General features: G+C 62.3%; 22 protein-coding genes. 15 read left to right on the top strand and 7 right to left on the bottom strand.

All coding sequences use genetic code 11. The features are described 5' to 3' along the window. Positions 1 to 78: 78 nt before the first annotated feature. Positions 79 to 621: a hypothetical protein gene (locus J5J83_RS07530; RefSeq protein ID WP_212347321.1), complete on the bottom strand. Its 543-nt coding sequence runs from the start codon at positions 619 to 621 to the stop codon at positions 79 to 81. 86 nt (positions 622 to 707) lie between these two features. On the opposite strand from J5J83_RS07530, the gene J5J83_RS07525 reads away from it, so the two are divergent. The 4 genes from J5J83_RS07525 to J5J83_RS07510 all read left to right on the top strand — a co-directional run bounded on the left by J5J83_RS07525 (position 708) and on the right by J5J83_RS07510 (position 4,589). Next, a complete protein-coding gene (locus J5J83_RS07525) occupies positions 708 to 1,091 on the top strand; it encodes a hypothetical protein (protein ID WP_212347319.1) in 384 nt (127 codons plus the stop codon). 135 nt (positions 1,092 to 1,226) lie between these two features. After that, positions 1,227 to 1,763, top strand: coding sequence for a MarR family transcriptional regulator (locus J5J83_RS07520; protein WP_212347317.1), 537 nt, complete (start codon positions 1,227 to 1,229; stop codon positions 1,761 to 1,763). Continuing rightward, on the top strand, positions 1,756 to 3,015 hold the full coding sequence (locus tag J5J83_RS07515; protein WP_212347315.1) for an HlyD family efflux transporter periplasmic adaptor subunit: 1,260 nt from the start codon (positions 1,756 to 1,758) through the stop codon (positions 3,013 to 3,015). Before J5J83_RS07520 ends, J5J83_RS07515 begins: the two co-directional genes overlap by 8 nt. After that, on the top strand, positions 3,012 to 4,589 hold the full coding sequence (locus tag J5J83_RS07510; protein ID WP_212347314.1) for a DHA2 family efflux MFS transporter permease subunit: 1,578 nt from the start codon (positions 3,012 to 3,014) through the stop codon (positions 4,587 to 4,589). Before J5J83_RS07515 ends, J5J83_RS07510 begins: the two co-directional genes overlap by 4 nt. A 30-nt stretch (positions 4,590 to 4,619) precedes the next feature. Here the strand turns inward: J5J83_RS07510 and J5J83_RS07505 are convergent, their stop codons facing one another. Next, positions 4,620 to 5,648, bottom strand: coding sequence for a LacI family DNA-binding transcriptional regulator (locus J5J83_RS07505; protein ID WP_212347312.1), 1,029 nt, complete (start codon positions 5,646 to 5,648; stop codon positions 4,620 to 4,622). 141 nt (positions 5,649 to 5,789) lie between these two features. Between J5J83_RS07505 and J5J83_RS07500 the strand changes: the two genes are divergently transcribed. From J5J83_RS07500 to J5J83_RS07485, 4 genes are read left to right on the top strand one after another with little or no spacing between them, the layout of a single operon-like run. After that, entirely contained in the window at positions 5,790 to 6,293 is a 504-nt protein-coding gene (locus tag J5J83_RS07500; RefSeq protein WP_212347310.1) for a gluconokinase, read from the top strand. Then, complete coding sequence (locus tag J5J83_RS07495; RefSeq protein WP_212347308.1) at positions 6,290 to 6,796, top strand: TRAP transporter small permease subunit; 507 nt, start codon at positions 6,290 to 6,292, stop codon at positions 6,794 to 6,796. Before J5J83_RS07500 ends, J5J83_RS07495 begins: the two co-directional genes overlap by 4 nt. Positions 6,797 to 6,801: 5 nt before the next feature. Next, the gene (locus tag J5J83_RS07490; RefSeq protein WP_212347305.1) at positions 6,802 to 8,094 is read left to right on the top strand and encodes a TRAP transporter large permease subunit; all 1,293 of its coding nucleotides are present in this window, start codon (positions 6,802 to 6,804) and stop codon (positions 8,092 to 8,094) included. A gap of 36 nt (positions 8,095 to 8,130) precedes the next feature. After that, positions 8,131 to 9,150, top strand: coding sequence for a TRAP transporter substrate-binding protein (locus J5J83_RS07485; RefSeq protein ID WP_212347302.1), 1,020 nt, complete (start codon positions 8,131 to 8,133; stop codon positions 9,148 to 9,150). Positions 9,151 to 9,237: 87 nt separating this feature from the next. Here J5J83_RS07485 and J5J83_RS07480 read toward each other — a convergent pair whose 3' ends face one another. The 5 genes from J5J83_RS07480 to flgA all read right to left on the bottom strand — a co-directional run bounded on the left by J5J83_RS07480 (position 9,238) and on the right by flgA (position 14,785). Further along, positions 9,238 to 10,932, bottom strand: a complete 1,695-nt coding sequence (locus tag J5J83_RS07480) for a sensor domain-containing diguanylate cyclase (RefSeq protein ID WP_212347299.1) — start codon at positions 10,930 to 10,932, stop codon at positions 9,238 to 9,240. Positions 10,933 to 11,101: 169 nt separating this feature from the next. Beyond that, positions 11,102 to 13,075, bottom strand: a complete 1,974-nt coding sequence (locus J5J83_RS07475; protein WP_212347296.1) for a DNA topoisomerase IV subunit B — start codon at positions 13,073 to 13,075, stop codon at positions 11,102 to 11,104. 78 nt (positions 13,076 to 13,153) lie between these two features. Next, entirely contained in the window at positions 13,154 to 13,633 is a 480-nt protein-coding gene (locus tag J5J83_RS07470; RefSeq protein ID WP_212347293.1) for a flagellar protein FlgN, read from the bottom strand. 24 nt (positions 13,634 to 13,657) lie between these two features. Further along, complete coding sequence (gene flgM / locus J5J83_RS07465; RefSeq protein ID WP_212347290.1) at positions 13,658 to 13,960, bottom strand: flagellar biosynthesis anti-sigma factor FlgM; 303 nt, start codon at positions 13,958 to 13,960, stop codon at positions 13,658 to 13,660. 114 nt (positions 13,961 to 14,074) lie between these two features. Beyond that, positions 14,075 to 14,785, bottom strand: a complete 711-nt coding sequence (flgA, locus tag J5J83_RS07460; protein WP_212347287.1) for a flagellar basal body P-ring formation chaperone FlgA — start codon at positions 14,783 to 14,785, stop codon at positions 14,075 to 14,077. A gap of 236 nt (positions 14,786 to 15,021) precedes the next feature. On the opposite strand from flgA, the gene flgB reads away from it, so the two are divergent. From flgB to J5J83_RS07425, 7 genes are all read left to right on the top strand, one after another. Next, positions 15,022 to 15,426, top strand: coding sequence for a flagellar basal body rod protein FlgB (gene flgB, locus J5J83_RS07455; RefSeq protein ID WP_212347284.1), 405 nt, complete (start codon positions 15,022 to 15,024; stop codon positions 15,424 to 15,426). 20 nt (positions 15,427 to 15,446) lie between these two features. Further along, on the top strand, positions 15,447 to 15,851 hold the full coding sequence (gene flgC, locus J5J83_RS07450; RefSeq protein WP_212347281.1) for a flagellar basal body rod protein FlgC: 405 nt from the start codon (positions 15,447 to 15,449) through the stop codon (positions 15,849 to 15,851). Positions 15,852 to 15,893: 42 nt separating this feature from the next. Next, positions 15,894 to 16,571 (top strand): flagellar hook assembly protein FlgD, encoded by a 678-nt coding sequence (locus J5J83_RS07445; protein ID WP_212347278.1) that lies wholly within the window; start codon positions 15,894 to 15,896, stop codon positions 16,569 to 16,571. Between the two features lie 15 nt (positions 16,572 to 16,586). Next, positions 16,587 to 17,927, top strand: a complete 1,341-nt coding sequence (gene flgE, locus J5J83_RS07440) for a flagellar hook protein FlgE (RefSeq protein WP_212347275.1) — start codon at positions 16,587 to 16,589, stop codon at positions 17,925 to 17,927. A gap of 19 nt (positions 17,928 to 17,946) precedes the next feature. After that, the gene (gene flgF / locus J5J83_RS07435; protein ID WP_212347272.1) at positions 17,947 to 18,681 is read left to right on the top strand and encodes a flagellar basal-body rod protein FlgF; all 735 of its coding nucleotides are present in this window, start codon (positions 17,947 to 17,949) and stop codon (positions 18,679 to 18,681) included. 154 nt (positions 18,682 to 18,835) lie between these two features. Continuing rightward, positions 18,836 to 19,618 (top strand): flagellar basal-body rod protein FlgG, encoded by a 783-nt coding sequence (gene flgG / locus J5J83_RS07430; RefSeq protein ID WP_212347269.1) that lies wholly within the window; start codon positions 18,836 to 18,838, stop codon positions 19,616 to 19,618. 10 nt (positions 19,619 to 19,628) lie between these two features. After that, positions 19,629 to 20,309 (top strand): flagellar basal body L-ring protein FlgH, encoded by a 681-nt coding sequence (locus J5J83_RS07425; protein ID WP_212347266.1) that lies wholly within the window; start codon positions 19,629 to 19,631, stop codon positions 20,307 to 20,309. Positions 20,310 to 20,353: the final 44 nt, after the last annotated feature.

Below are 20,353 nucleotides of genomic sequence, written 5' to 3'. Positions count from 1 at the left end.
GGCCCTGCGGCGCGAGTCGAAGTGCCCGCAATCAGGGACGGGACACGACGAAGGCGCGCGCGTTGTCGGATTTCCGACTCAATCCGCGGCGCGCTCGTCGTCGTCGAGCAGTGCCGAGATCACCGAATGGCCGACGCCGTCGTCCGGATCCAGCACCTGCAGGCGCGCGACGATGTGGCGGCTGGCTTCGGGGTTGCCACGGCGCAGTTCGATGAAGGACAGCGCCTTCAGGAAGGACAGCAGAAAGCGCTGCGGCACCGTACGCAAGGTGTCCTCGCCGATGTCCTCTGGCGTCCAGTGACGCCAGTCCTGGCTGACCCGCGCCTGGTGGGCCGCTTCGGCAAGGCCGTCGAGTGCAACGGCGAGCGCGTCGTCGAACTCGCGCTGCTGGTTCTGCAGCTTGAACAGGCAGCGATAGGCCGGCAGGGATGAGGGCGAGATTTCGATGGCATGGCGGAACAAGGCGCGGGCGCGGGCCGGATCGCTGCGATGGCAGGCCACGCCTTCCTGCAGGAGTGCATTGACGTGGGCCGGCAGGGGGCCGAAGGCGATGAGGTTTTCCTGAGGTTTCTGACGGGTCATGGTGGGGCTGGCGGGAATCGGAACGACGATCTCTAGCAAGTTGCATTCCGCTGCGTAGCGCAATCGTGGTCGATGGCACCGAACCTGCTTGCAATCGTGTATTTGATCTGAACGCCGTGACCATCATGAAAATTGCCATCGCGACCCGGGACTTCGCCACCGTGGCCGGCCATGCGGGAAAGTCACAACACTGGCTGCTGTATGAGTGCATACCGGGCGCCGCGCTGCCGGAACCGCAGCGCATCACGCTGGAGAAGGCGCAACTGATGCACTACTGGAAAGACGACGGTCCGCATCCACTCGATGGGGTGGACGTGGTCATTGCCGGGAGTGCGGGTGACGGGTTTCTGCGTCACATGCAGGCACGCGGAGCCGAGGTCTTGTTGACTGGCGAGGAGGCACCGCACGCTGCGCTGACGCATGTCCTGGCGGGCGAGGCACTGCCCGATACGCGTTTCGACGTCACCACCGCGCTGTGCAAGCTCAAGGATCTGTTTTCACGCTACTAGACACCGTGCGACCGGGTCGGGTTCGGGGTGTTCAGGCCGCTGCTGGTCTTGCCTGCCGTCGGGCGGCAAACACCTTGCCTCGAAAGGCTGTTTGTCGTTAAAGTTACCTACGTAACTATTACGTTGGTAATTAAATTGATCGATCTTCAATGTTTCGAATCGCGTATGGCGGGGATGCAGGGGCGCTACCCGGAAATGCCGGCGCGGGCCGTGACCATGGTGCGGTTCGTGTTCTTCCTGCAGCGCCGTCTCGAAGAGCGCCTGGCCAGTGTGCTCGAGGCGCGCGGCCTGAGCCATTCGGCGTGGTCCCTGATGATCATGATCCACAGCGATCCAGCACAATCGATCAGTCCGTCGGCCGCGAGCGATGCGCTACGCCAGTCGAGACCGCACATGACCCGGATTGCCGACGATCTGGTGGCGCGCGGCTGGATCGAACGCGTGCAGGACCCGATCGACCGTCGTGCCGTCGTCCTGCGCCTGACGGCCGCTGGCAGTGCGGCTTTGAAGGACATGTTGCCGATCATGTGGGCCGAGTACGAATCACTGGTCTCGGGATTTCCGGACGAGGATGCTCAACATCTGTGCGGTCTGTTGCGCGACTGGCTGGCTGACCTTGAACGCCCGGACGGTACGGCGGATTTGATCGGGGAGGATCCTGGACGTGGCTGATTCCGTGAGTGTTGAACAAGCGGCGAACCCGGGACGCAATCGGCGCCGCGTATTGTCGATCATGAGCATGGTGTTCTTGCTGGTCGCTGTTGCTGTTTCGGCCTGGTGGCTGGGGGTCGCGCGCTACCGGGCGGAGACGGATAACGCCTACGTGGCCGGCAACGTGATCCAGATCGCAGCCCAGATTGCGGGAACCGTGGTGGCCGTGCATGGCGACGATACGGATTTCGTCGAAGAAGGCCAACTGTTGGTGGAACTCGACGATGCCGATGCGCGGATTGCGCTGCAGGCCGCCGAGGCAGACCTCGCCGATGCGGTGCGGGAAGTGCGCGGGCTCTACGCCGGTGCGGGTCAGTCCGGCGAGTTGGTAGCGCAACGGACGGCAGAAATCGAACGTCTGCGCCAGGAGCTGGCGCGCACCGAGGCCGAGTGGCAGCGCGCGCGCGACGATCTTGCGCGCAAGGAGACCCTGTACCGACAGAAGTTCATCTCCGACGATGCGCTGCAGGTGGCGCGCACCTCGTTGCAGGCTGCGGAAGCGGTTCGGGCTGCGGCCAGTGCCAGCGTGCGCGAGGCGGTGTCGGCACTGGCCGGCGCGCGCAAGCAGAAGGACGGCGCCGATGTGCTGGTGGACAACACGTCGCTGGAGAGTCATCCACGGGTCGCGGCGGCAGCGGCGAGGGTGAAGGATGCCTACCTGTCCTTGCGCCGCACGCGCATTCTGGCGCCGGCGGGCGGTCATGTCGCGCGGCGCAAGGTTCAGCTGGGTGAGCGTGTGGCGCCCGGGGGCGCATTGATGGCGGTGATTCCGGCCGAGCAGATGTGGGTCGATGCCAACTTCAAGGAAACCGATCTCGCCAACGTGCGGATTGGCCAGCCTGTTCGACTGACGTCCGATTTCTGGGGCGATACGGTCGAATATCACGGGCGGGTGGCCGGTTTCGCGGCCGGTACCGGCGGTGCCTTTGCCGTGTTGCCGGCGCAGAACGCTTCGGGCAACTGGATCAAGATCGTGCAGCGCTTGCCGGTGCGGGTAACGCTGGAGCCGGCGGAATTGGCCGAACATCCGTTGCGCATCGGCCTGTCGATGCGCGCGCGTATCGATACCCATGACCGTGGCGGCCCCATCCTCGACCGCGATGCGCATCGGGACGGCGGGGTGACGACGACGGTGTTCGCCGAGCAGGCGCATGCGGCGGACGTCGTCATTGCCCGCGTCATTGCGCAGAATCGGTCGCCGGCGCAGAAATGAGTGCGGCGACGCTGGCGGCGCCCGGAGGCGGGGGCGCCGCGGCCCCAGCCGGGCAAGCGTATCTGAGCGGCTTGCCGCTCGTGCTCGCCACGGTCGTGCTCGGCCTGGGCTCCTTTGTCAACATTCTCGACATGTCGATCGCGAATGTGTCCATCCCGACCATCGCCGGCGATCTTGGTGTGAGTTACACGCAGGGAACCTGGGTCATCACCTCGTATGCGGTGTCGGAGGCGATCATGATGCCGCTGACCGGCTGGCTCGCACAGCGCTTCGGCCAGGTGCGCCTGTTCGTGATGGCCACCTTGCTATTTACCTTGGCGTCGGTGTTGTGCGGCATCGCACCGAATTTTCCGGTGCTGATCGCGGCGCGCGTCCTGCAGGGCGTCTTCGGCGCATCGATGGTGCCATTGTCGCAGTCGCTGCTGACTTCGCTGTATCCGCCACATCGCCGGGGAGTGGCATTGGGTTTGTGGTCCATGACCACGGTGCTGGCGCCGATCGTCGGCCCCCTGACGGGTGGCTGGTTGACCGAGGCGCTTTCCTGGCACTGGGTGTTTCTGATCAATCTGCCTTTCGGTCTGTGTGTCGCGCTGGCGTCATGGAATCTGCTCAGGCATCGCGAAACCCCGCGGCGCAAGACGCCCGTCGATTACGTCGGCCTTGCGCTGCTTGCCGTGGGCGTCGGTGCGCTGCAGATCGTGCTCGACAAGGGTAACGAGCTGGACTGGTTCAATTCCGGCGAGGTCATTGCGCTGGGCTGCGTGTCGTTTGTCGCCATCGCATTCTTCATTGCATGGGAACTGACCGACGCGCATCCGGTGGTCGAATTGAGATTGTTCGGACGACGCAATTTCCTGGTGGGGTCGATCTGCATGTTGCTCGGTTCGATGGCTTTCTTCGGTACCGTGGTGCTCATTCCGCTGTGGCTGCAGACCTTTCAGGGCTATACGTCGTTGTGGGCAGCCAAAGTGGTGTCTTTTGGCGGCGTATTCGCACTCATGCTGGGGCCGGTGGTCGGCGCCAATATCCATCGGGTGGATGCGCGTGCGGTCGCAACGTTCGGTTTCATCGTGTTTGCGCTGGTCGCGTTCTGGAGCAGCGGATTCACGCCCGATGTCGACTACTGGACGGTGGCGCTGTCGAGATTGATGATGGGCATTGGCATCAGCTGCTTCTTCCTGCCGATCATCACGATCAACCTGTCGGGGCTGCATCCGTCGCAGATTGCCAGCGCATCCGGGTTGTCGAGCTTCATGCGCAATCTGGGTTCCAGCTTTGGCACCGCCATCATGGTGTCGCTGTGGGATCACGAAGCCACCGTTCATCACGCCGACATGGTGGCTCACGTGACCGACTTCGATCCGGCGGCAATCGACTATCTCGCCTCCCTGCGCGCGGCGGGTCTCAGTGCCGAACAGGCGCTTGCTGCGCTGGACAATACGATCAGGGGGCAGGCATTCCTGATGGCGACCGACGACGTGCTGTTCGTCAGCGGTGTGGTGCTGCTGTGCCTGATCATACCCATCTGGCTCGCCCGGCCTCCTTTCACCGTGCGTGCCGGCGGCGGTCACTGATCTGATGTACCCGGATGCACCGCACCGGGGCTATGCGCTCTGGCGGACGACGAGCTCGAAGCCGACGTCGACCGTCGGCGTCGCCACGGTTTCACCGCGTATCAGGGCCAGCAGCATCGATGCCGCCTGGGTGCCGATCTCGGCCCGCGGCGTGCGAATGGTGGTGAGCGGGGGCAGCATCTGGTCACTGCCGGCGAGGTCGTTGAATCCCACGATCGCCACCTGCCCGGGAACGGCCACCTTCATGCGCAAGGCCGCGAGCAGCCCGCCCTGCGCGAGGTCGTCGTTGCAGAAGAAGATGGCGTCGACGTCGGGATGCGCCTTCAACACGCGCTCGAACAGGCGCCCGCCAAGGGCCATCGAGGTGGGTGTGGGGTCGAGAATCTCCAGGCTGGCATCGTAGCATCCGGCCTGGCGAAGTGCCGCTTCATACCCGCTTCTGCGTTGCAGGACCCTGGGATCGAGTTGACCGGCGACATAGGCGATACGCCGGCGCCCCTGAGCCAGCAGATGCTCGGTCAGTGTTCGCGCAGCGTCGTGCTGCGACAGGCCAACGCTGTACATGCCGGCGGCGACGGTGGTTTCCATCAGGTGTACGCAGGGCACGCCACTTTCGGCGATCATGTTGCGCGCGGATTCATTGCGGTCGAGGCCGGTCACCAGCAGTCCTGCCGGGCGATGGGCAAGGTAGCTCTGCAGCAAGGCCTCTTCCTCGTCGGGATGATAGTGCGTCACGCCGATCAGGGTCTGAAAGCCGGCAGGCATGAGTTTGCGCTGCACGGCTTCAAGCAGTTCGACGAAAAGCGCGTTCGTCAGCAGGGGAATCAGGACCGCGACGTTATTGCTGCGTGCGGATGCCAGCGCTTGCGCGGCTGGATCGGGAACATAGTTCAGCTGCTTTGCCGCCGCGCGTACGCGGTCGGCAAGTTCGGCGTCGACACCGCGGATGCCCCGCAGGGCGCGCGATGCGGTGATTGCGCTGACACCGGCCAGACGTGCGACATCACTGAGAGTGCAGCGACCGGTGGCGCGCTTGCGGGATAGGGGTGGATTTGTCATCCGGGGTTGCCTATTAAAAAACTTAATTTAGACATCAGGGATAGCGCTAACCAAATTTCAGGTGCTATATTAACGCCAACAAGGAAATGGCTGCAGGCGGATCGCCTGCTTTTTTTCGGCGAATTTGGGATAGCGCTATCCATGGTACTGAAAGTCGTGGTGATGGGCGTGGCGGGGTGTGGAAAGTCCAGTCTTGGAAAGGCGCTGGCCAGTGCCGCCGGATGGCCTCTGATCGAAGGGGATGATTTTCATCCGGTCGAAAACGTAACCAAGATGCGTCTTGGCAAGCCGCTGGATGACGGCGACCGGGCCGGCTGGCTCGACGCCCTTTGCGGCGAGTTGCGCAAGTACGAGGGCGGTGTGGTGCTGACCTGTTCGGCATTGAAAAAGGCCTATCGCGAACGGCTGCGATCGGCCGTACCGGAGTTGCGCTTCGTTCATCTTCAACTCACGCGTGAGGAGGCTCAGCGCCGTGTCGAGCAGCGTGGTGGCGGCCACTATTTCAACGTCAGTCTGATCGACAGTCAGTTCGACACCCTGGAGAGCACGGCGGGCGAGCCAGGCGTACTTGGCGTCGATGCAACGCAGCCGCTCGAGGCCCTGACCCGAAAAATCATCGAATGGTACGAGGAGGGCAGAGCATGAAGCAGTCTGAATCCGTCAAAGGGGCCCGTCTCGGGCACCATGTCGACTCTCTGATGGCAGCCTGCCTCGCCGTGATGGCGCTGGCAGTTTTCGTTAACGTGGTGCTGCGCTACGGTTTCGGCACCGGTATTGCCGCGAGCGAAGAGCTATCGCGGCTGCTCTTCGTCTGGATGGTGTTCATCGGTGCGACCGTGGCCTATCCGCGCGGAGAGCACATGGCCTTCACCATTCTGCTCTCGGCCTTGCGCAACACGCGTGTGGTGCGAACGGCGATGATCGTCGTCATTCGGGTGTTGGTGATTGTCGCCTGTTCCTTCGTGGCATGGGGCGCCTGGCAACAGGTCGTCGTCGGCATGGGTAGCCATTCGGTGGTCATGCATTACCCGACCGCGCTGCTGCCGCTGCCCGCATTCTTGTGCACCACTGCGATCGGCCTCATGGCGCTGTGGGAGCTCGTGTGCAACAAGCCCCTCAAGCTGCCTCACGGCGCGGAACTGGAGTAAGCGCCATGAGTGTGGAAGGTCTCGCTTTCCTGGCGTTCCTGTCGGGCATGGTCGTGCTGATGGGCGTGGGCATGAACATGGCGCTCGCGCTCGTACTGACCGGCGCCGGTATGGCATGGGTGCTCGACTTCTGGGATACCCAGCTGCTGGCGCAGAACCTCGTTGCCGGCGTCGACAGTTTTCCCTTGCTCGCCGTACCGTTTTTCATCCTTGCGGGCGAACTGATGAACTCGGGCGGCATCAGCCAGCGCATCATTACCATGGCGCAGGCGTGGTGCGGTCATATTCGCGGTGGCCTGGGCTTCGTCGCCATCGGCGCGGCGGTGATGATGGCCAGCATGAGTGGTTCGGCGCTTGCCGATACCGCCGCGCTGGCCACGATCCTGCTGCCGATGATGCGCCAGCACGGTTATCCGATGAATACCTCGGCCGGCCTGATTGCATCCGGGGGCATCATCGCGCCGATCATTCCGCCCTCGATGCCTTTCATCATCTACGGCGTCACCACGAATACCTCGATTTCGGCGCTCTTCCTGTCCGGTGTCGTGCCGGGACTGATCATGGGTGCCGGCCTGATCCTGGCCTGGAAGTGGGTATTGCGTCGCATCGAGCTGCCTGCAGGCGAGGCCCTTCCGCTGGTCACACGCATGCAGATCACGGCGAAGGCCTTCTGGGCCCTGCTGATGCCGGTGATCATCATCGGCGGCATGAAAACCGGCATCTTCACGCCGACCGAGGCCGCGGTGGTCGCCGCGTTCTACGCACTGTTCGTCGCCATGGTCGTGCATCGCGAAATGAGGTTTTCCGATATCCGCGGGGTGCTCGTGCGCGCAGCCAAGACCACTGCCGTGGTGATGTTCCTGTGTGCCGGTGCGCAGGTGGCCAGCTACATGATCACGCTGGCCGATCTGCCCGGTGTGCTGGCCGGCTGGCTGGGCCCCCTGATCGAGCATCCGCGCCTGTTGATGGCCGTGATGATGGTGCTGCTGGTGATGATCGGCACTTCGCTGGATCTCACCCCGACCATCCTCATCTTTTCGCCGGTGATGCTGCCGATCGCGGTAAAGGCGGGCATCGATCCGGTCTATTTCGGCCTGATGTTCGTGCTGAACGGCGCCATCGGTCTCATTACGCCGCCGGTCGGCACGGTGCTCAACGTGGTCGCAAGCGTCGGGCGAATGTCGATGCACTCCGTGATCAGGGGCGTGAATCCCTTTCTGCTGACCTATGTCCTGATCCTCGTTCTTTTCGTGCTTTTCCCTCAGATCGTCACCGCGCCTGTCGCGTGGATGCGCTGAGATTCATCCCAGTCGGTAACTATCAGGAGACAGACAATGAAGACACTCATTCGCAGCACGCTCGTTGCCACCATGGTGGCGCTCTCGCTCGGTGCGGCAGGTTCCGCCTTCGCACTCGACATCAAGCCGCGCCTGATCCGCTTTGGCTACGGCCTTAACGAACAGAGCAATCAGGGCCGCGCGGCCAAGGTCTTCGCCGACGAGGTGGCAAAGGCGTCGGGTGGCAAAATGAAACTGCGCGCCATCGGTGCAGCGGCACTCGGGCCGGACACGCAGATGCAGCAGGCCCTGATCGGCGGCGCGCAGGAGATGATGGTCGGCTCCACCGCGACCCTGGTCGGGATCACCAAGGAAATGGCGCTGTGGGATACCCCTTTCCTGTTCAACAACGCGCGTGAGGCCGATGCGGTGCTGGACGGCCCGATTGGCCGGAAAGTGATGGACAAGCTCGAAGAAAAGGGGCTGGTCGGCCTGGTGTACTGGGAGAACGGCTTTCGCAACGTGACCAACAACGCCCGCGCGGTGACCAAGCTCGAAGACATGGAAGGGATGAAGCTGCGCGTGATGCAAAACGAGGTCTTTCTCGACAGCTTCCGTACCCTGGGCGCCAACGCGATTCCCTTGCCATTCTCCGAGCTCTTCAGTGCGCTGGAGACCAGGACCGTCGATGGCCAGGAGAACCCGTTCAACACGATCCTGTCGAGCAAGTTCTACGAAGTGCAGAAGTACCTGAGCGTGACGAACCATGTCTATAGCCCGTGGATCGTGCTCGTGAGCAAGAAGTGGTGGGACGGTCTGTCGAACGATGAGCAGAAGGTGCTGCTCGATGCGGCGAAGGTGGCGCGCGATTTCGAACGCAAGGATACGCGCGACGAAGCGGCCAAGGCGCTCGCGGATCTCAAGGCCAAGGGAATGCAGGTAAATGATTTGCCGGCGGCGGAGGCCGAGCGGATGCGCCACAAGCTGGATGGCATCAACAAGAGTATTTCCGCCAACGTCGGTCAGGCGCTGTGGGACGAAACCCAGGCGGAACTTGCGGCGCTTCGCGCAAAGTGAGGTCCGGGCCGCGGCGCTGAATTGACCATAGGCCAAATGGCCGGAGCCGGCCGGGCACCCGCCGAGGTGCCCGGCCGCTGACTGGTGTCAGTCCGGCGCCATCGACACCCGGTTGCGTCCGGCCGCCTTGGCCTGATACAGCGCGGCATCCGCCCGTCCGACGATTTGCCAGGGGTCTTGATCCGCAGCCCTGGTGATGGATAGCCCGATGCTCGCGGTGATGTGACCGACCTCGGCAACCGGCGCTGCGGCAATGGCCGCGCGGAGCTTCTCGGCCACGCCCAGGCTGGTCGTACGGTCGGACGTGTCGGGCAGGAGAACGACGAACTCCTCGCCACCATAGCGGGCGACGAAGTCGGTTGCCCGAAGGCTCTCACCAATCAGTTTCGCCACCTGTTTGAGTACCCTGTCGCCGACGGGGTGGCCGTGCGTGTCGTTGACCTGCTTGAAATGATCGACATCGAGCAGGAGCAGCGAGAAGTCGCGTCCGTAGCGCTTGCAGGCGAGGAAAGCGTCAGTCAGCCTCTCATCGAAACGGCGCCGGTTGGCGAGGCCGGTCAGGCCATCCTGCGCGGCGAGGCGCGCGAGTTCGGCGTTGGCTTCGGTCAGCGCCTGCGTGCGCTCGATGACGGTTGCCTCCAGCGTACTGTTGATGGCTGCGAGTTCCTGCTCCTTTGCCAGCAGCGAACGGGTCATGGACTGCATGGACTGGCTCAGCTGGGCGATCTCCCGCACTTGGCGACCCGTTGGAAACTGCGGCATTGCCTGGCGTGACTCCACCTGGCGAGCAGCCTGTGCAAGTTGTTCGATGGGCCGGCTCAATCTTCTCGCAAGGTGATAGGCCAGCAGTGCGAACAGCAATGCTGCGAGCACGCCGAGAAGCAAGAGCTGGCCACTCAGGTCACGGATCGGGCGCGTTGCGATGTCGAGGGGTTTGCGCGCAACGAGTCGCCAACCCAGATCCGCGTGCGTCTTCGCATTGATCTTGACTTCGCTGCTCAGGTAGTCCCTGCCGTCCGGCCAATGGATCACCTCGTAATCCAGGTGTTGCGCAGGGGACGTATCCGGGACCGACTCGCCGGTGAGCCTTTCCGGGTAGAGGATGTGGTTCGTCCGATCCACGATCAGAATGTCTGTCTGCTGCAGGCCTCTTCTGCCGGAGACGGCGTCTTCGACCAGACCCGTCACCCAGCTCCAGTGGAGGTGAGCACCCAGCACGCCGACTGTCTGTCCGTTGGCGCCGACGATGGGGGCAGCGAAGTCCACGAATCGCAAGGGTTCTCCGGAGGGATGTCCCGGCAGCAGCTTGGCGAGCAGGACGGCCTCATGGACATCGCCTGCATAGCGTTCCTTCAGTGCCGACTTGAACCAGGGACGTTCGCGAACCGATTGAGCAACCAGCATTCCGCCTGTTGCCTGGACGATGGTGCCGTCGGTGTCGGCGACACCGATCCACGCGTACTCCTGGTGAACCTCCTTGCGACGCTCCAGCGACTGCAATACCTCGACCGCGTCCAGATTTCCACTGGCAAGACGGGAAGATCTGCTGAGGAGGTAAATTTCATCTTCGCGTTCGCGTAAGCCGGTGGCCAGGGCGTTGGCCACCGTTGCGGCCGATGCATGCATTGCAGCCCCCTCGGCTGCCGTCATCTTCTCGATCGCGATATGGCCCACATAGAACCCGGCGCTCAGCAGCGTGAACAGGGCAAGACTGCCAAACCACAAGGTGAGTCGGCTTCTGAGACTGGCGGCACCAGAGGTCGGTGCCGATTGTTCGTGCATGCGTTTGATGTCCTCGTTCGGGATGCCGTCCATTCGCAATCTGACGAAGACCTTCCGGCGATCATGGCAACGCCTGGATGCCGACCGTAATGCAGCAGTCCCGATACACTATAGCTTTCGTCGTGGCTTGAATTTTTCCACAACTGCTCGGCAGTGAGTGTAAGGAAAATCAAATATCTGCGTCGACCGTGTCGCCTTTTTCCTCCATCCATGCGCGGCGACCGGACGCTTCTCCCTTGCCCATCAGCAAGGTAAACATCTTCAGTGTGTCGTCGAATGCCCCCGGACGCACGTGTACCGGCAGTACGCGGCGAGTCGCTGGGTCCATGGTCGTTTCGCGCAACTGATCGGGGTTCATTTCACCCAGGCCCTTGAAGCGGCCGATCTCGATGGCGTCCGGCTTGAAACCTTCCGCGGCAAGGCGGTCGCGCATCGCGGTGAGTTCGCCTTCGTCCAGCGCATACAGGCGGCGGGGTGGTCGCTTCTTGCCCTGCGCAGGTACGTCCACCCGGTACAGCGGTGGTTGCGCGACATAGACGTGACCATGCTCGATGAGCTTAGGGAAGTGGCGGAAGAACAGGGTCAGCAGCAGGGTCTGAATGTGCGCGCCGTCGACGTCCGCGTCGGACATGATGACGATCTTGCCGTATCGCAGACCGCTGAGGTCAGGTGTGCTGTCGGGACGGTGGGCATCCACGCCCAGCGCGACGGCGATGTCGTGGATTTCGGCGTTGGCCAGGATGCGGTCGGGGTCGATCTCCCAGGCGTTCTGCACCTTGCCGCGCAGCGGCAGGATGGCCTGGGTTTCCTTGTTGCGTGCCATCTTGGCCGAACCGCCGGCGGAGTCGCCCTCGACCAGGAAGAGCTCGTTCCGGGTGATGTCCTCGGACTCGCAGTCCGAGAGTTTTCCCGGCAGCACGGCTACGCCCGAAGTTTTCTTCTTCTCCACCTTCTGCGCGCTCTTCTGCCGCGACAGTGCCTGCTTGATCGACAGTTCGGCAATCGCCTTGCCGGCATCGACGTGATTGTTGAGCCAGATCTCGAAGGGGTCGCGCACCTGGCTGGAGACGAGCTTCACCGCTTCGCGCGAGTTGAGCTTTTCCTTCACCTGACCCTGGAATTGAGGGTCGAGCAGGCGTGCCGAGAGCACGAAGCTCATGCGCCCGCAGACGTCCTCCTGCTGCAGCTTCACCCCCCGCGGCAACAGGGTGTGATGGTCGATGAAGGACTTCATCGCATCGAACACACCGGCGCGCAGCCCGGATTCGTGGGTGCCGCCGTTTACCGTCGGGATCAGGTTGACGTAAGACTCGCTCGGCACCGCTGATTCGAACCACGCCAGCGCCCAGCTCGCACCCTCGCCGGGGGCGAAGGTGCTGTCATCCTTGCCCGCATATTTTTCTGCGGTGAAGATCGGCGCGACGGGCTCGACGTCACCCGACAGTTCCTTCAGGTATCCGGCCAGACCTTCCGGGTAGGACCACGTCTTGGTCAGCAGCGGGCCGCTGGCCTGCTCGATGTCGAGTCTGACCGACACCCCCGACAGCAGCACGGCCTTGGAGCGCAGCAGGCGCTCCAGTTCATTGATGGGAACGCGGGGCGATTCAAAATACTTGGGGTCGGGCCACACCCGCACCCGGGTACCGGTCTGGCGTCCGCAATCACCTTCGATGCGTACCGGGCTGACGGTCTCGCCGCCGTCTGAAAAGTCGATGCGGTGGATCTTGCCGTCGCGTCTGACCTCGACCTCGATACGGGACGACAGCGCGTTGGTGACCGATACACCGACGCCGTGCAGGCCGCCGGAAAATGCATAGGCCGAGTTGCCCTCGCGCTTGTCGAACTTGCCGCCGGCGTGCAGCCGGGTGTAGGCGAGAACCACAACGGGTACGCCTTCGGCCGGGTGCAGGCCGACGGGAATGCCGCGCCCGTCATCGGCCACCATCACCGAGCCGTCGAGGAACAGCGTGACGTGGATCTTCTTTGAAAAACCGGCTAGCGCTTCATCGGCCGCGTTGTCGATGACTTCCTGAATGATGTGGGTAGGACTGTCGGTCCGGGTATACATGCCCGGGCGTTCGCGTACCGGCTCGAGTCCCTTGAGTACGCGAAAGGAGGATTCGTCGTATTGCGTGCCAGCCATGACGGGCCCTGAAGTTTCCGGAAGGGCGCAAGGATAGCAGAGACGAAAGGCGGATCGGGAAGGCTGTTGAGGGGCCGTTCAGGCGCTGCCGAGAATGCGGCCACCCCCGGTGGGGCGCGACTGGCCGTCGGCATCGTACAGCTGGGGGTGATTGGCGGCAGCCAGCAGCACGGACAGTGCGGCCTGGTTATGCTGCATGCGCTCGTTGATGAGTTTGCCGTTGAGCGCGTTGCGGTCGCGGGCCTTGCCGGCGAGTTCGATCACTTCGTCCCAGCGGGCAAGCACACGCGGGAGGTGGGTGCACAATTGGCGGATGGAGGCGTCCTTGTTCGCCAGGCAGAGGCGGCCGAGGAGCAGGGCGCGGTCGTCGTGGAGCCGCTGCAGCTGCCGGTAGCGTTCGGTCTTTGCGGTGGTCAGGGCGAGCAGCCCGTCGGTGTCGCCGCTGACCAGCAAGGCTTCTTCACGGCCGAGATGGTCGATGAATTCCCTGAGCTGAATCGCTTCAGCTTCGATCAGGAGCGCCAGGCGCTGAATGTCGGCAGGTCCGGGTTTCTGCATGGCCGCAGTCTAGCGCGAAACCCTTCAGCTGCGTGACGTCTGTGCGTCGAGCAGATTACGGACGCTATTGATCAGGCCATCGGCGATCCGATTGGTATCGATCTTGAACCGCCCCTCGCTGATGGCGAGCTTGATCTCGGCCACGCGGCCGGAATCGATATCCGGCGCCTCGCTGATCGCCACCTCGGCCTTCTGCAGGCTCGAGGACAGCGATGAAAGTTCGACCTTGTCGCCACTCTCTGTTTTCGGTGAGTCGGCAGCCGGTTTTGCTCGGGTGTCGGTGCTTTGCACCGTGCCGAGCGGCTTGCCCGTGCCTTCGATCTTCATGATGAAGCTCCAGATGGTTCCGTGTCTGATTGATGAATCGGCAGCGAAGCAGAAAACTTTAGGTAATTATTCAATGGAGGCAGCAATCAATCTTGCCGGCGTCGTAGTGGCGACTCAATAGCTGATCTCGACCGAGCCGTCCACGCTGGCGGTACCGGTGACCACCTGGTTGTTGGGCATGCGGACCCGCACCTTTTCGCCGGGCGCGGCGGTGTTCATGGCGCGTCCCTCGCTGGACACCTGGAAACCCTCGCCGCGGCTGACAACCTTGACATTCTGCCCCTGCTGCACCGCTGCCGGAATGCGCAACATGTCGCCGCGCACAGGCTGGCCTTGGGCGAGCGCGTAACGCGTGCGATGACCGATTGCCTGCGTGGCGTCGGTCAATGTGTTGTCCTGCAGGGCAGCGAGGTCGCCGCTGCGAGTGGACAGGTCGGCCGGGCCAACGATCTGCCCGGCACGCAATGGACGCGCCGTGACGAGATAGCTGGCTTGTACGGCGATGCGCGCCTGCAGATATACCTGCCAGGTCACCGGGGACTCGCACTGCACGCCAACGCTGATCTGACCCCATGCTCGCGTTCCACCGGGCAGAAATGCCTTGAATGCCGCGCAGGGCGGTAGCTGGTTGCGTGGGTCCATCGGGCTGATGTGGATCTCCACGCGGCCGGGGAGCCCTTGCGTCTCAGTTTCGAGCAATTGGCGGGCCGCAGCTTCCACCGGTTGTGGCGGCTGTTGGGCCAGGGACGGCAATGCCGTCAGCAGTAGTCCGCCTGCGAGCAGGGGGAGAACAAAGTTGTGGCGCAAAGGGACTGGCATCTTCATGAACCGGATTGCAGCACGTCGACTGCCGGCAGGCAACCGCTATTCACCGGCAAGCTTTGCCGTGCGGCGGCAGCTTGCGCCGCCAAGCGGTGAAATTGGCCGTGCTTTTCCAGTCTTATCGACGCAAGAGCGCTTGCAAGAGGGGAATAGCATTGGTGGCATGGAAGGTGCAATGCGAAGGCTGAGCACTATTCCCGCTGCCGCGGCAGTGAAAACCCAGATTCCGAGGTGATGTAATGAGAACCCAGCTCGATCGGCAGTTGCAGTTTCACCAGTCAGCACTGGATCTTCAGGCGCAACGGCAGCAATTGCTGGCGTCCAACATTGCCAACGCGGATACGCCGAACTTCAAGGCGCGCGACATCGATTTTCGCGAAGCGCTGCAGGGTGCGGTCGGCGGGCGACTGGGGCCACTGGCATTGAGCACGACCCGCGCCGGCCATATCGAGGGTGCGGGCGCGAACCTGCTCGACGGCCTCGCCAAGTACCGCACCGAGCTTCAGTCCAGCGTCGACGGCAACACCGTCAACATGGATGTCGAGCGTGCGGCCTTTGCCGAGAATGCCGTGCATTACGAGGCCAGCATCACCTTCATCAATGGCCTGTTGCGATCGATGCAGACCGCAATCAGCGGCCAGTAAGGACATCACGGAGGCGGATCATGAGCATGCTGAACGTATTTTCCATCGCAGGTTCTGCGCTCAGCGCGCAGTCGATGCGGCTCAACACTACCGCCTCCAATCTGGCCAACGCCGACAGCGTCGTCGCCGAGGACGGGCAGCCATATCGCGCCAAGCAGGTCGTGTTTGCCGCGCGCCCCGTCGGCGGGGCCGAGGCCGTGGGGGTACAGGTGACGGGCGTGGTGGAAAGCGCCGCGCCCATGCGTCTCGTGTACGAACCCAACAACCCCGCCGCCAATGGCGATGGCTATGTCGAAATGCCCAACGTGAATGTGGTCGAAGAGATGGTGAACATGATCTCGGCCTCCCGCTCGTATCAGAACAACGCCGAAGTGATGAACACGGCACGAACCTTGCTGCAGCGTACCTTGCAGATCGGCCAGTAAGCACTGACCGGCAAAGATCGCCGCCACAGGCAGGAGGATGAAATGAGCACCGTGACCGCAACCCAGACCGCGCAGGAGGTTCTGAAGAATCTTGCGCGCAAGGATACGAGCGCCGCGAGCGACAGCAAGGCGGCGGACAGCCGGATTCAGTTCTTGACGCTGCTGACCACGCAGCTTCAGAACCAGGATCCGATGAACCCGATGGAGAATGCCGAGCTTACGTCGCAGCTCGCACAGTTGAGCACGGTGGAAGGGATCGAGAAACTCAATACCGTAATGGGGCAGTTGCTCGATTCCCAGTCTTCTGCCGAAGGCTTGCAGGCGGCCGCCCTGGTCGGGCGAGGCGTGCTGGTCGAGGGTAAGGGACTGCAACTGACCGACGCGGGCGCGGTGGGGGGATTCGAGGTCGATGGCCCCGCCGACAGTGTCGTGCTTTCGATCAAGGACGCGTCAGGTCTCGAGGTTGCGACGGTGACGGTGGATGACGTGGATGCGGGAAGCCAGAACTATGTGTGGGATGGTACGACGGCAGACGGCAGCCGGGCTGCAGATGGCACCTACACCGTGTCGGTCAAGGCAACGCTTGCCGGTGAGGACGTGGTTGCCAGGCCTCTCGAGTTCGGCGCTGTCACCAGTGTGATTCGCGGACCGAACAGTACGGATCTCCAGGTGGGTTCGCTGGGGATCTTCAAAGTAAGTGAAATCAAGCAGATTCTTTGATCCGGAGCGGCGATCATGGCATTCCAACAGGGGTTGAGCGGCTTGAATGCGTCATCCAAGGCGCTCGATGTCATCTCGAACAACATCGCGAACTCAAGCACCGTCGGCTTCAAGTCGAGCAGAACGATTTTTGCCGACGCATATGCTTCGGCGATCACAGGAGGTTCTTCCGTACAGCGCACCGGTATCGGTACGAAGGTGGCTGCGGTGGCGCAGTCATTTTCGCAAGGTGGCTTGACCGCGACGAGCAATCCCCTCGACGTCGCGATCAGTGGAAACGGCTTTTTCCGTCTGGTGCGCCCGGATGGCACGACAGCCTATTCGCGAAACGGACAGTTCGACGTCGACAAGAACGGGCACATCATAAACGCAAGTGGCGACAGCCTGACGGGGTTTGCGGCAGACAGCACCTCAACCGGAGGCGCTACGGTGTTTGAAGGGGTTCCTTCGGTGTTGATCATCGATACTTCGAACGTGAATCCGAATGAAACGACGCAGGCGTCGATCGGACTGAACCTGGATTCGAACTCGAAGAACCCGTTGAACCAGACCCCACTGGGCAGCGACATCACGAACTTTCTCAATGCGACGAGTATTCCCGTCGATAGCTACAACTACACGACCTCGATGACGGTCTATGACAGTCTGGGCAATGGTTCGTTGATGAACATGTATTTCGTCCGGGATGCCGATGTGGGTGGTGTGTCGCCCAATACATGGAGTGTCTATGGGCGTTTGAGCAACGATATCGTGCCCGATACGACCGATCCGGCGCTATCGACTGGAAAGCCGCTGGAGAATCTCGGGACGATCACCTTTACGTCGTTTGGCGTGCCCGATACGAGCGTCGCGAACAACGGCCTCTTTACGGTGACGCGGACGGCCGCAGAGCTCGCGACCGGTGCGGACGATCTGACATTCTCGCTAAATCTCTCGCAGACAACGCAGTGGAACATGGGGTCCGGGGTGACCACTTCGCCCCGGCAGGATGGCTTTACGACGGGCAGCCTTACAGGCGTGACGGTGACCGATACGGGGGTGTTGCAGGGCTCGTACTCGAACGGGCAGATCAAGGATCTCGCCATGATTGCACTGGCGAATTTCTCCAGTCCGCAGGGGCTGACATCGCTGGGCGACAACCTCTGGGCCGAGTCCTACGATTCGGGACAGCCGACGGTCGGCGCCCCGGGGACCGGCGTGCTGGGGTCCCTGAGTGCCGGACAGGTCGAAGAGTCGAATGTCGACCTTACCCAGGAGTTGGTGCAGTTGATCGTCCAGCAGCGCAATTACCAGGCCAATGCGCAGTCGATTCAGGCGCAGGACCAGATCCTGCAGACCCTCGTCAACCTGCGCTGATTCTTGAGGAGTTATTGCCATGGACCGCCTGATATACACCGCAATGACGGGTGCGAAAGGCACGCTCGACCAGCAGGCAGCCGTCTCGCACAACCTCGCAAACGCGGCATCGTCAGGATTTCGCACCGAATTGCACAAGCTGCGTGCGGTCGAGGTCCAGACCGACGCCATGCACACGCGTGCCTTCACCGTCGATGCCAGCGTCGCCACGGATTTCAGCCCGGGACCGATGCAGGAAACGGGGCGGCAATACGATGTGGCGGTTCAGGGAAAAGGGTGGCTGACGGTACAGATGCCTGACGGCACAGAGGCGTACACCCGTGACGGCAGTCTTGAAGTCAGTGCAAATGGCATCCTGCAGACGCGCAGCGGCTTGCCGGTGCTGGGTGGCGGGGGGGCGATTTCCATTCCGCCCGACACCGAGATCGTGATCGGGAGCGACGGTACGATCTCATCGCTGCAGGCGGGGCAGAACACGGTGAACGCGGTCGACAGACTGAAACTGGTCAACCCGCCGGAGAATTCGCTCGTGCGGGGCGAAGACGGCCTTTTCCGCAGCAGCGACGGGTTGCCGCAAGCGGCAGATGAGGCGGTAAGGGTCGCGGGCGGCTATCTCGAGGGAAGCAACGTGAATGTGGTGGATCAAATGGTCACCATGATCTCGCTTGGCCGCCAGTTCGAGATGCAAACGAGGATGTTGCAGACTGCCGAGCAGAACGATCGTGCCGCAGCGCAAGTACTGTCGGCAGGCTAGCGGTCATCCACTGCAAGGGAAGGATTAGCACCGTTTTTGCGCGGCTAATCGGGCGATGACCACCCATGCGCCGGACTTAAACTGAGTTCAGTCCAAATCCCTCAGCTGCGGCACGAAGCGTGCGTTCGACGGCACTGAACAGGAGGAATACATCATGATCCGCTCACTGTGGACAGCCCGTACCGGGCTCGATGCCCAGCAAACGTCGTTGGACGTGATTTCGAACAACCTTGCCAACGTGTCGACCAATGGTTTCAAGCGGCAGCGCGCGGTGTTTGAGGATTTGCTCTATCAGACCGTGCGTCAGCCCGGCGCTCAGTCCACGCAACAGACCCAGATCGGTTCGGGATTGCAGATCGGCACCGGTGTCAAGCCAGTGGCGACCGAGCGGATTTTTACGCAGGGAAACCTGCAGCAGACCGGCGGCTCGCTCGATATCGCCGTTCAGGGCAACGGGTTCTTCCAGATTTCACTGCCCGATGGCACAACGGCCTACACCCGTGATGGCGCCTTCCAGCTCGACAACCAGGGCAATATGGTGACGGCCAGCGGGTATCCGCTCGCTGACAACATCAACATTCCGTCGGATGCACTGACCGTAACGATCGGCAAGGACGGTACGGTCAGTGTGCTGCAGTCGGGGCAAACCGCGCCAACCCAGGTCGGCTCGATCCAGTTGGCGACCTTTGTCGCGCCCGGCGGTCTGCAAAGTGCCGGGGAAAACCTGTTCCTCGAAACGGCTTCGAGCGGGACGGCCACGCCCAACCAGCCCGGCATCAACGGCACGGGTGTGATCAATCAGGGATATGTCGAGACGTCGAATGTGAATGTGGCCGAAGAACTGGTCAACATGATCGTCACACAACGTGCTTACGAGATGAATTCGCGCGCGATCCAGACGTCGGACTCCATGCTTGGCCGCCTCACACAGCTATAAGGTTTGCGCCATGAAAGCGATAGCACTCTGTGCCGTGGCAGTGGTTCTCGGTGGTTGTTCGTCGATGTACGCGACCCCGCCAACCGGCGTTCATCAGCCCATGAGCATACGTCCGGAACGCCCTGCACAGGCTATTTCGGAAAGTGGGAGCATTTATCTTTCCGCTCAGAACAGACCATTGTTCGAGGATCGGCGCGCACGGCATGTCGGCGACACGATTACCATCAACCTGGTCGAGCGCAATACCGCGCAGAAAAGCGCCGACGCCTCTGCGACAAGGGGTTCGAGTCTGACCGGCGGGGTCACGCTTACCGCGCCCAACATACCGTCGGTCGCGACGGCGAAGCTCAATGGCCTTGATGCCAGCCTGGCGTCCGATTCGAGCTTTACCGGGGCGGGTGCTGCGGCAGCCAACAACGTCTTTACCGGCACAATCACCGTTACCGTCATCGACGTCTATGCGAACGGCAACCTGCTGGTGTCCGGCGAGAAAATGGTTGCAATCAATCAGGGCAACGAATTCATCCGCTTCTCGGGCGTGATCAATCCTAACAACGTCACGACGGGGAACACCGTGCAATCGACCCAGGTCGCAGATGCCCGCATCGAGTACCGCGGCAGTGGCTTTATCGACGAGTCGAATACGATGGGGTGGCTGCAGCGCTTCTTCGTGGCCTTCCTGCCGTTCTGAGGAAATCGAAATGATTGCCAAGAGGTCTTTCGTCCGCGTGCTGC

Source organism: Azoarcus sp. L1K30 (assembly GCF_018122735.1).
Lineage (GTDB): Bacteria > Pseudomonadota > Gammaproteobacteria > Burkholderiales > Rhodocyclaceae > Parazoarcus.
The sequence above is the reverse complement of the archived record's forward strand: the minus strand, read 5'-3'. Positions and strand labels throughout refer to the sequence as shown.

What these genes read in the sequence shown, in the direction of transcription:
- J5J83_RS07525 (WP_212347319.1), top strand. Translation starts at nt 708, where the DNA reads ATGAAAATTGCCATCGCGACCCGGGACTTCGCCACCGTGGCCGGCCAT.
- J5J83_RS07510 (WP_212347314.1), top strand. Translation starts at nt 3,012, where the DNA reads ATGAGTGCGGCGACGCTGGCGGCGCCCGGAGGCGGGGGCGCCGCGGCC.
- J5J83_RS07505 (WP_212347312.1), bottom strand. Translation starts at nt 5,648, where the DNA reads ATGACAAATCCACCCCTATCCCGCAAGCGCGCCACCGGTCGCTGCACT.
- J5J83_RS07500 (WP_212347310.1), top strand. Translation starts at nt 5,790, where the DNA reads ATGGTACTGAAAGTCGTGGTGATGGGCGTGGCGGGGTGTGGAAAGTCC.
- J5J83_RS07495 (WP_212347308.1), top strand. Translation starts at nt 6,290, where the DNA reads ATGAAGCAGTCTGAATCCGTCAAAGGGGCCCGTCTCGGGCACCATGTC.
- J5J83_RS07490 (WP_212347305.1), top strand. Translation starts at nt 6,802, where the DNA reads ATGAGTGTGGAAGGTCTCGCTTTCCTGGCGTTCCTGTCGGGCATGGTC.
- J5J83_RS07485 (WP_212347302.1), top strand. Translation starts at nt 8,131, where the DNA reads ATGAAGACACTCATTCGCAGCACGCTCGTTGCCACCATGGTGGCGCTC.
- J5J83_RS07480 (WP_212347299.1), bottom strand. Translation starts at nt 10,932, where the DNA reads ATGCACGAACAATCGGCACCGACCTCTGGTGCCGCCAGTCTCAGAAGC.
- J5J83_RS07475 (WP_212347296.1), bottom strand. Translation starts at nt 13,075, where the DNA reads ATGGCTGGCACGCAATACGACGAATCCTCCTTTCGCGTACTCAAGGGA.
- J5J83_RS07470 (WP_212347293.1), bottom strand. Translation starts at nt 13,633, where the DNA reads ATGCAGAAACCCGGACCTGCCGACATTCAGCGCCTGGCGCTCCTGATC.
- flgM (WP_212347290.1), bottom strand. Translation starts at nt 13,960, where the DNA reads ATGAAGATCGAAGGCACGGGCAAGCCGCTCGGCACGGTGCAAAGCACC.
- flgA (WP_212347287.1), bottom strand. Translation starts at nt 14,785, where the DNA reads ATGAAGATGCCAGTCCCTTTGCGCCACAACTTTGTTCTCCCCCTGCTC.
- flgB (WP_212347284.1), top strand. Translation starts at nt 15,022, where the DNA reads ATGAGAACCCAGCTCGATCGGCAGTTGCAGTTTCACCAGTCAGCACTG.
- flgC (WP_212347281.1), top strand. Translation starts at nt 15,447, where the DNA reads ATGAGCATGCTGAACGTATTTTCCATCGCAGGTTCTGCGCTCAGCGCG.
- J5J83_RS07445 (WP_212347278.1), top strand. Translation starts at nt 15,894, where the DNA reads ATGAGCACCGTGACCGCAACCCAGACCGCGCAGGAGGTTCTGAAGAAT.
- flgE (WP_212347275.1), top strand. Translation starts at nt 16,587, where the DNA reads ATGGCATTCCAACAGGGGTTGAGCGGCTTGAATGCGTCATCCAAGGCG.
- flgF (WP_212347272.1), top strand. Translation starts at nt 17,947, where the DNA reads ATGGACCGCCTGATATACACCGCAATGACGGGTGCGAAAGGCACGCTC.
- flgG (WP_212347269.1), top strand. Translation starts at nt 18,836, where the DNA reads ATGATCCGCTCACTGTGGACAGCCCGTACCGGGCTCGATGCCCAGCAA.
- J5J83_RS07425 (WP_212347266.1), top strand. Translation starts at nt 19,629, where the DNA reads ATGAAAGCGATAGCACTCTGTGCCGTGGCAGTGGTTCTCGGTGGTTGT.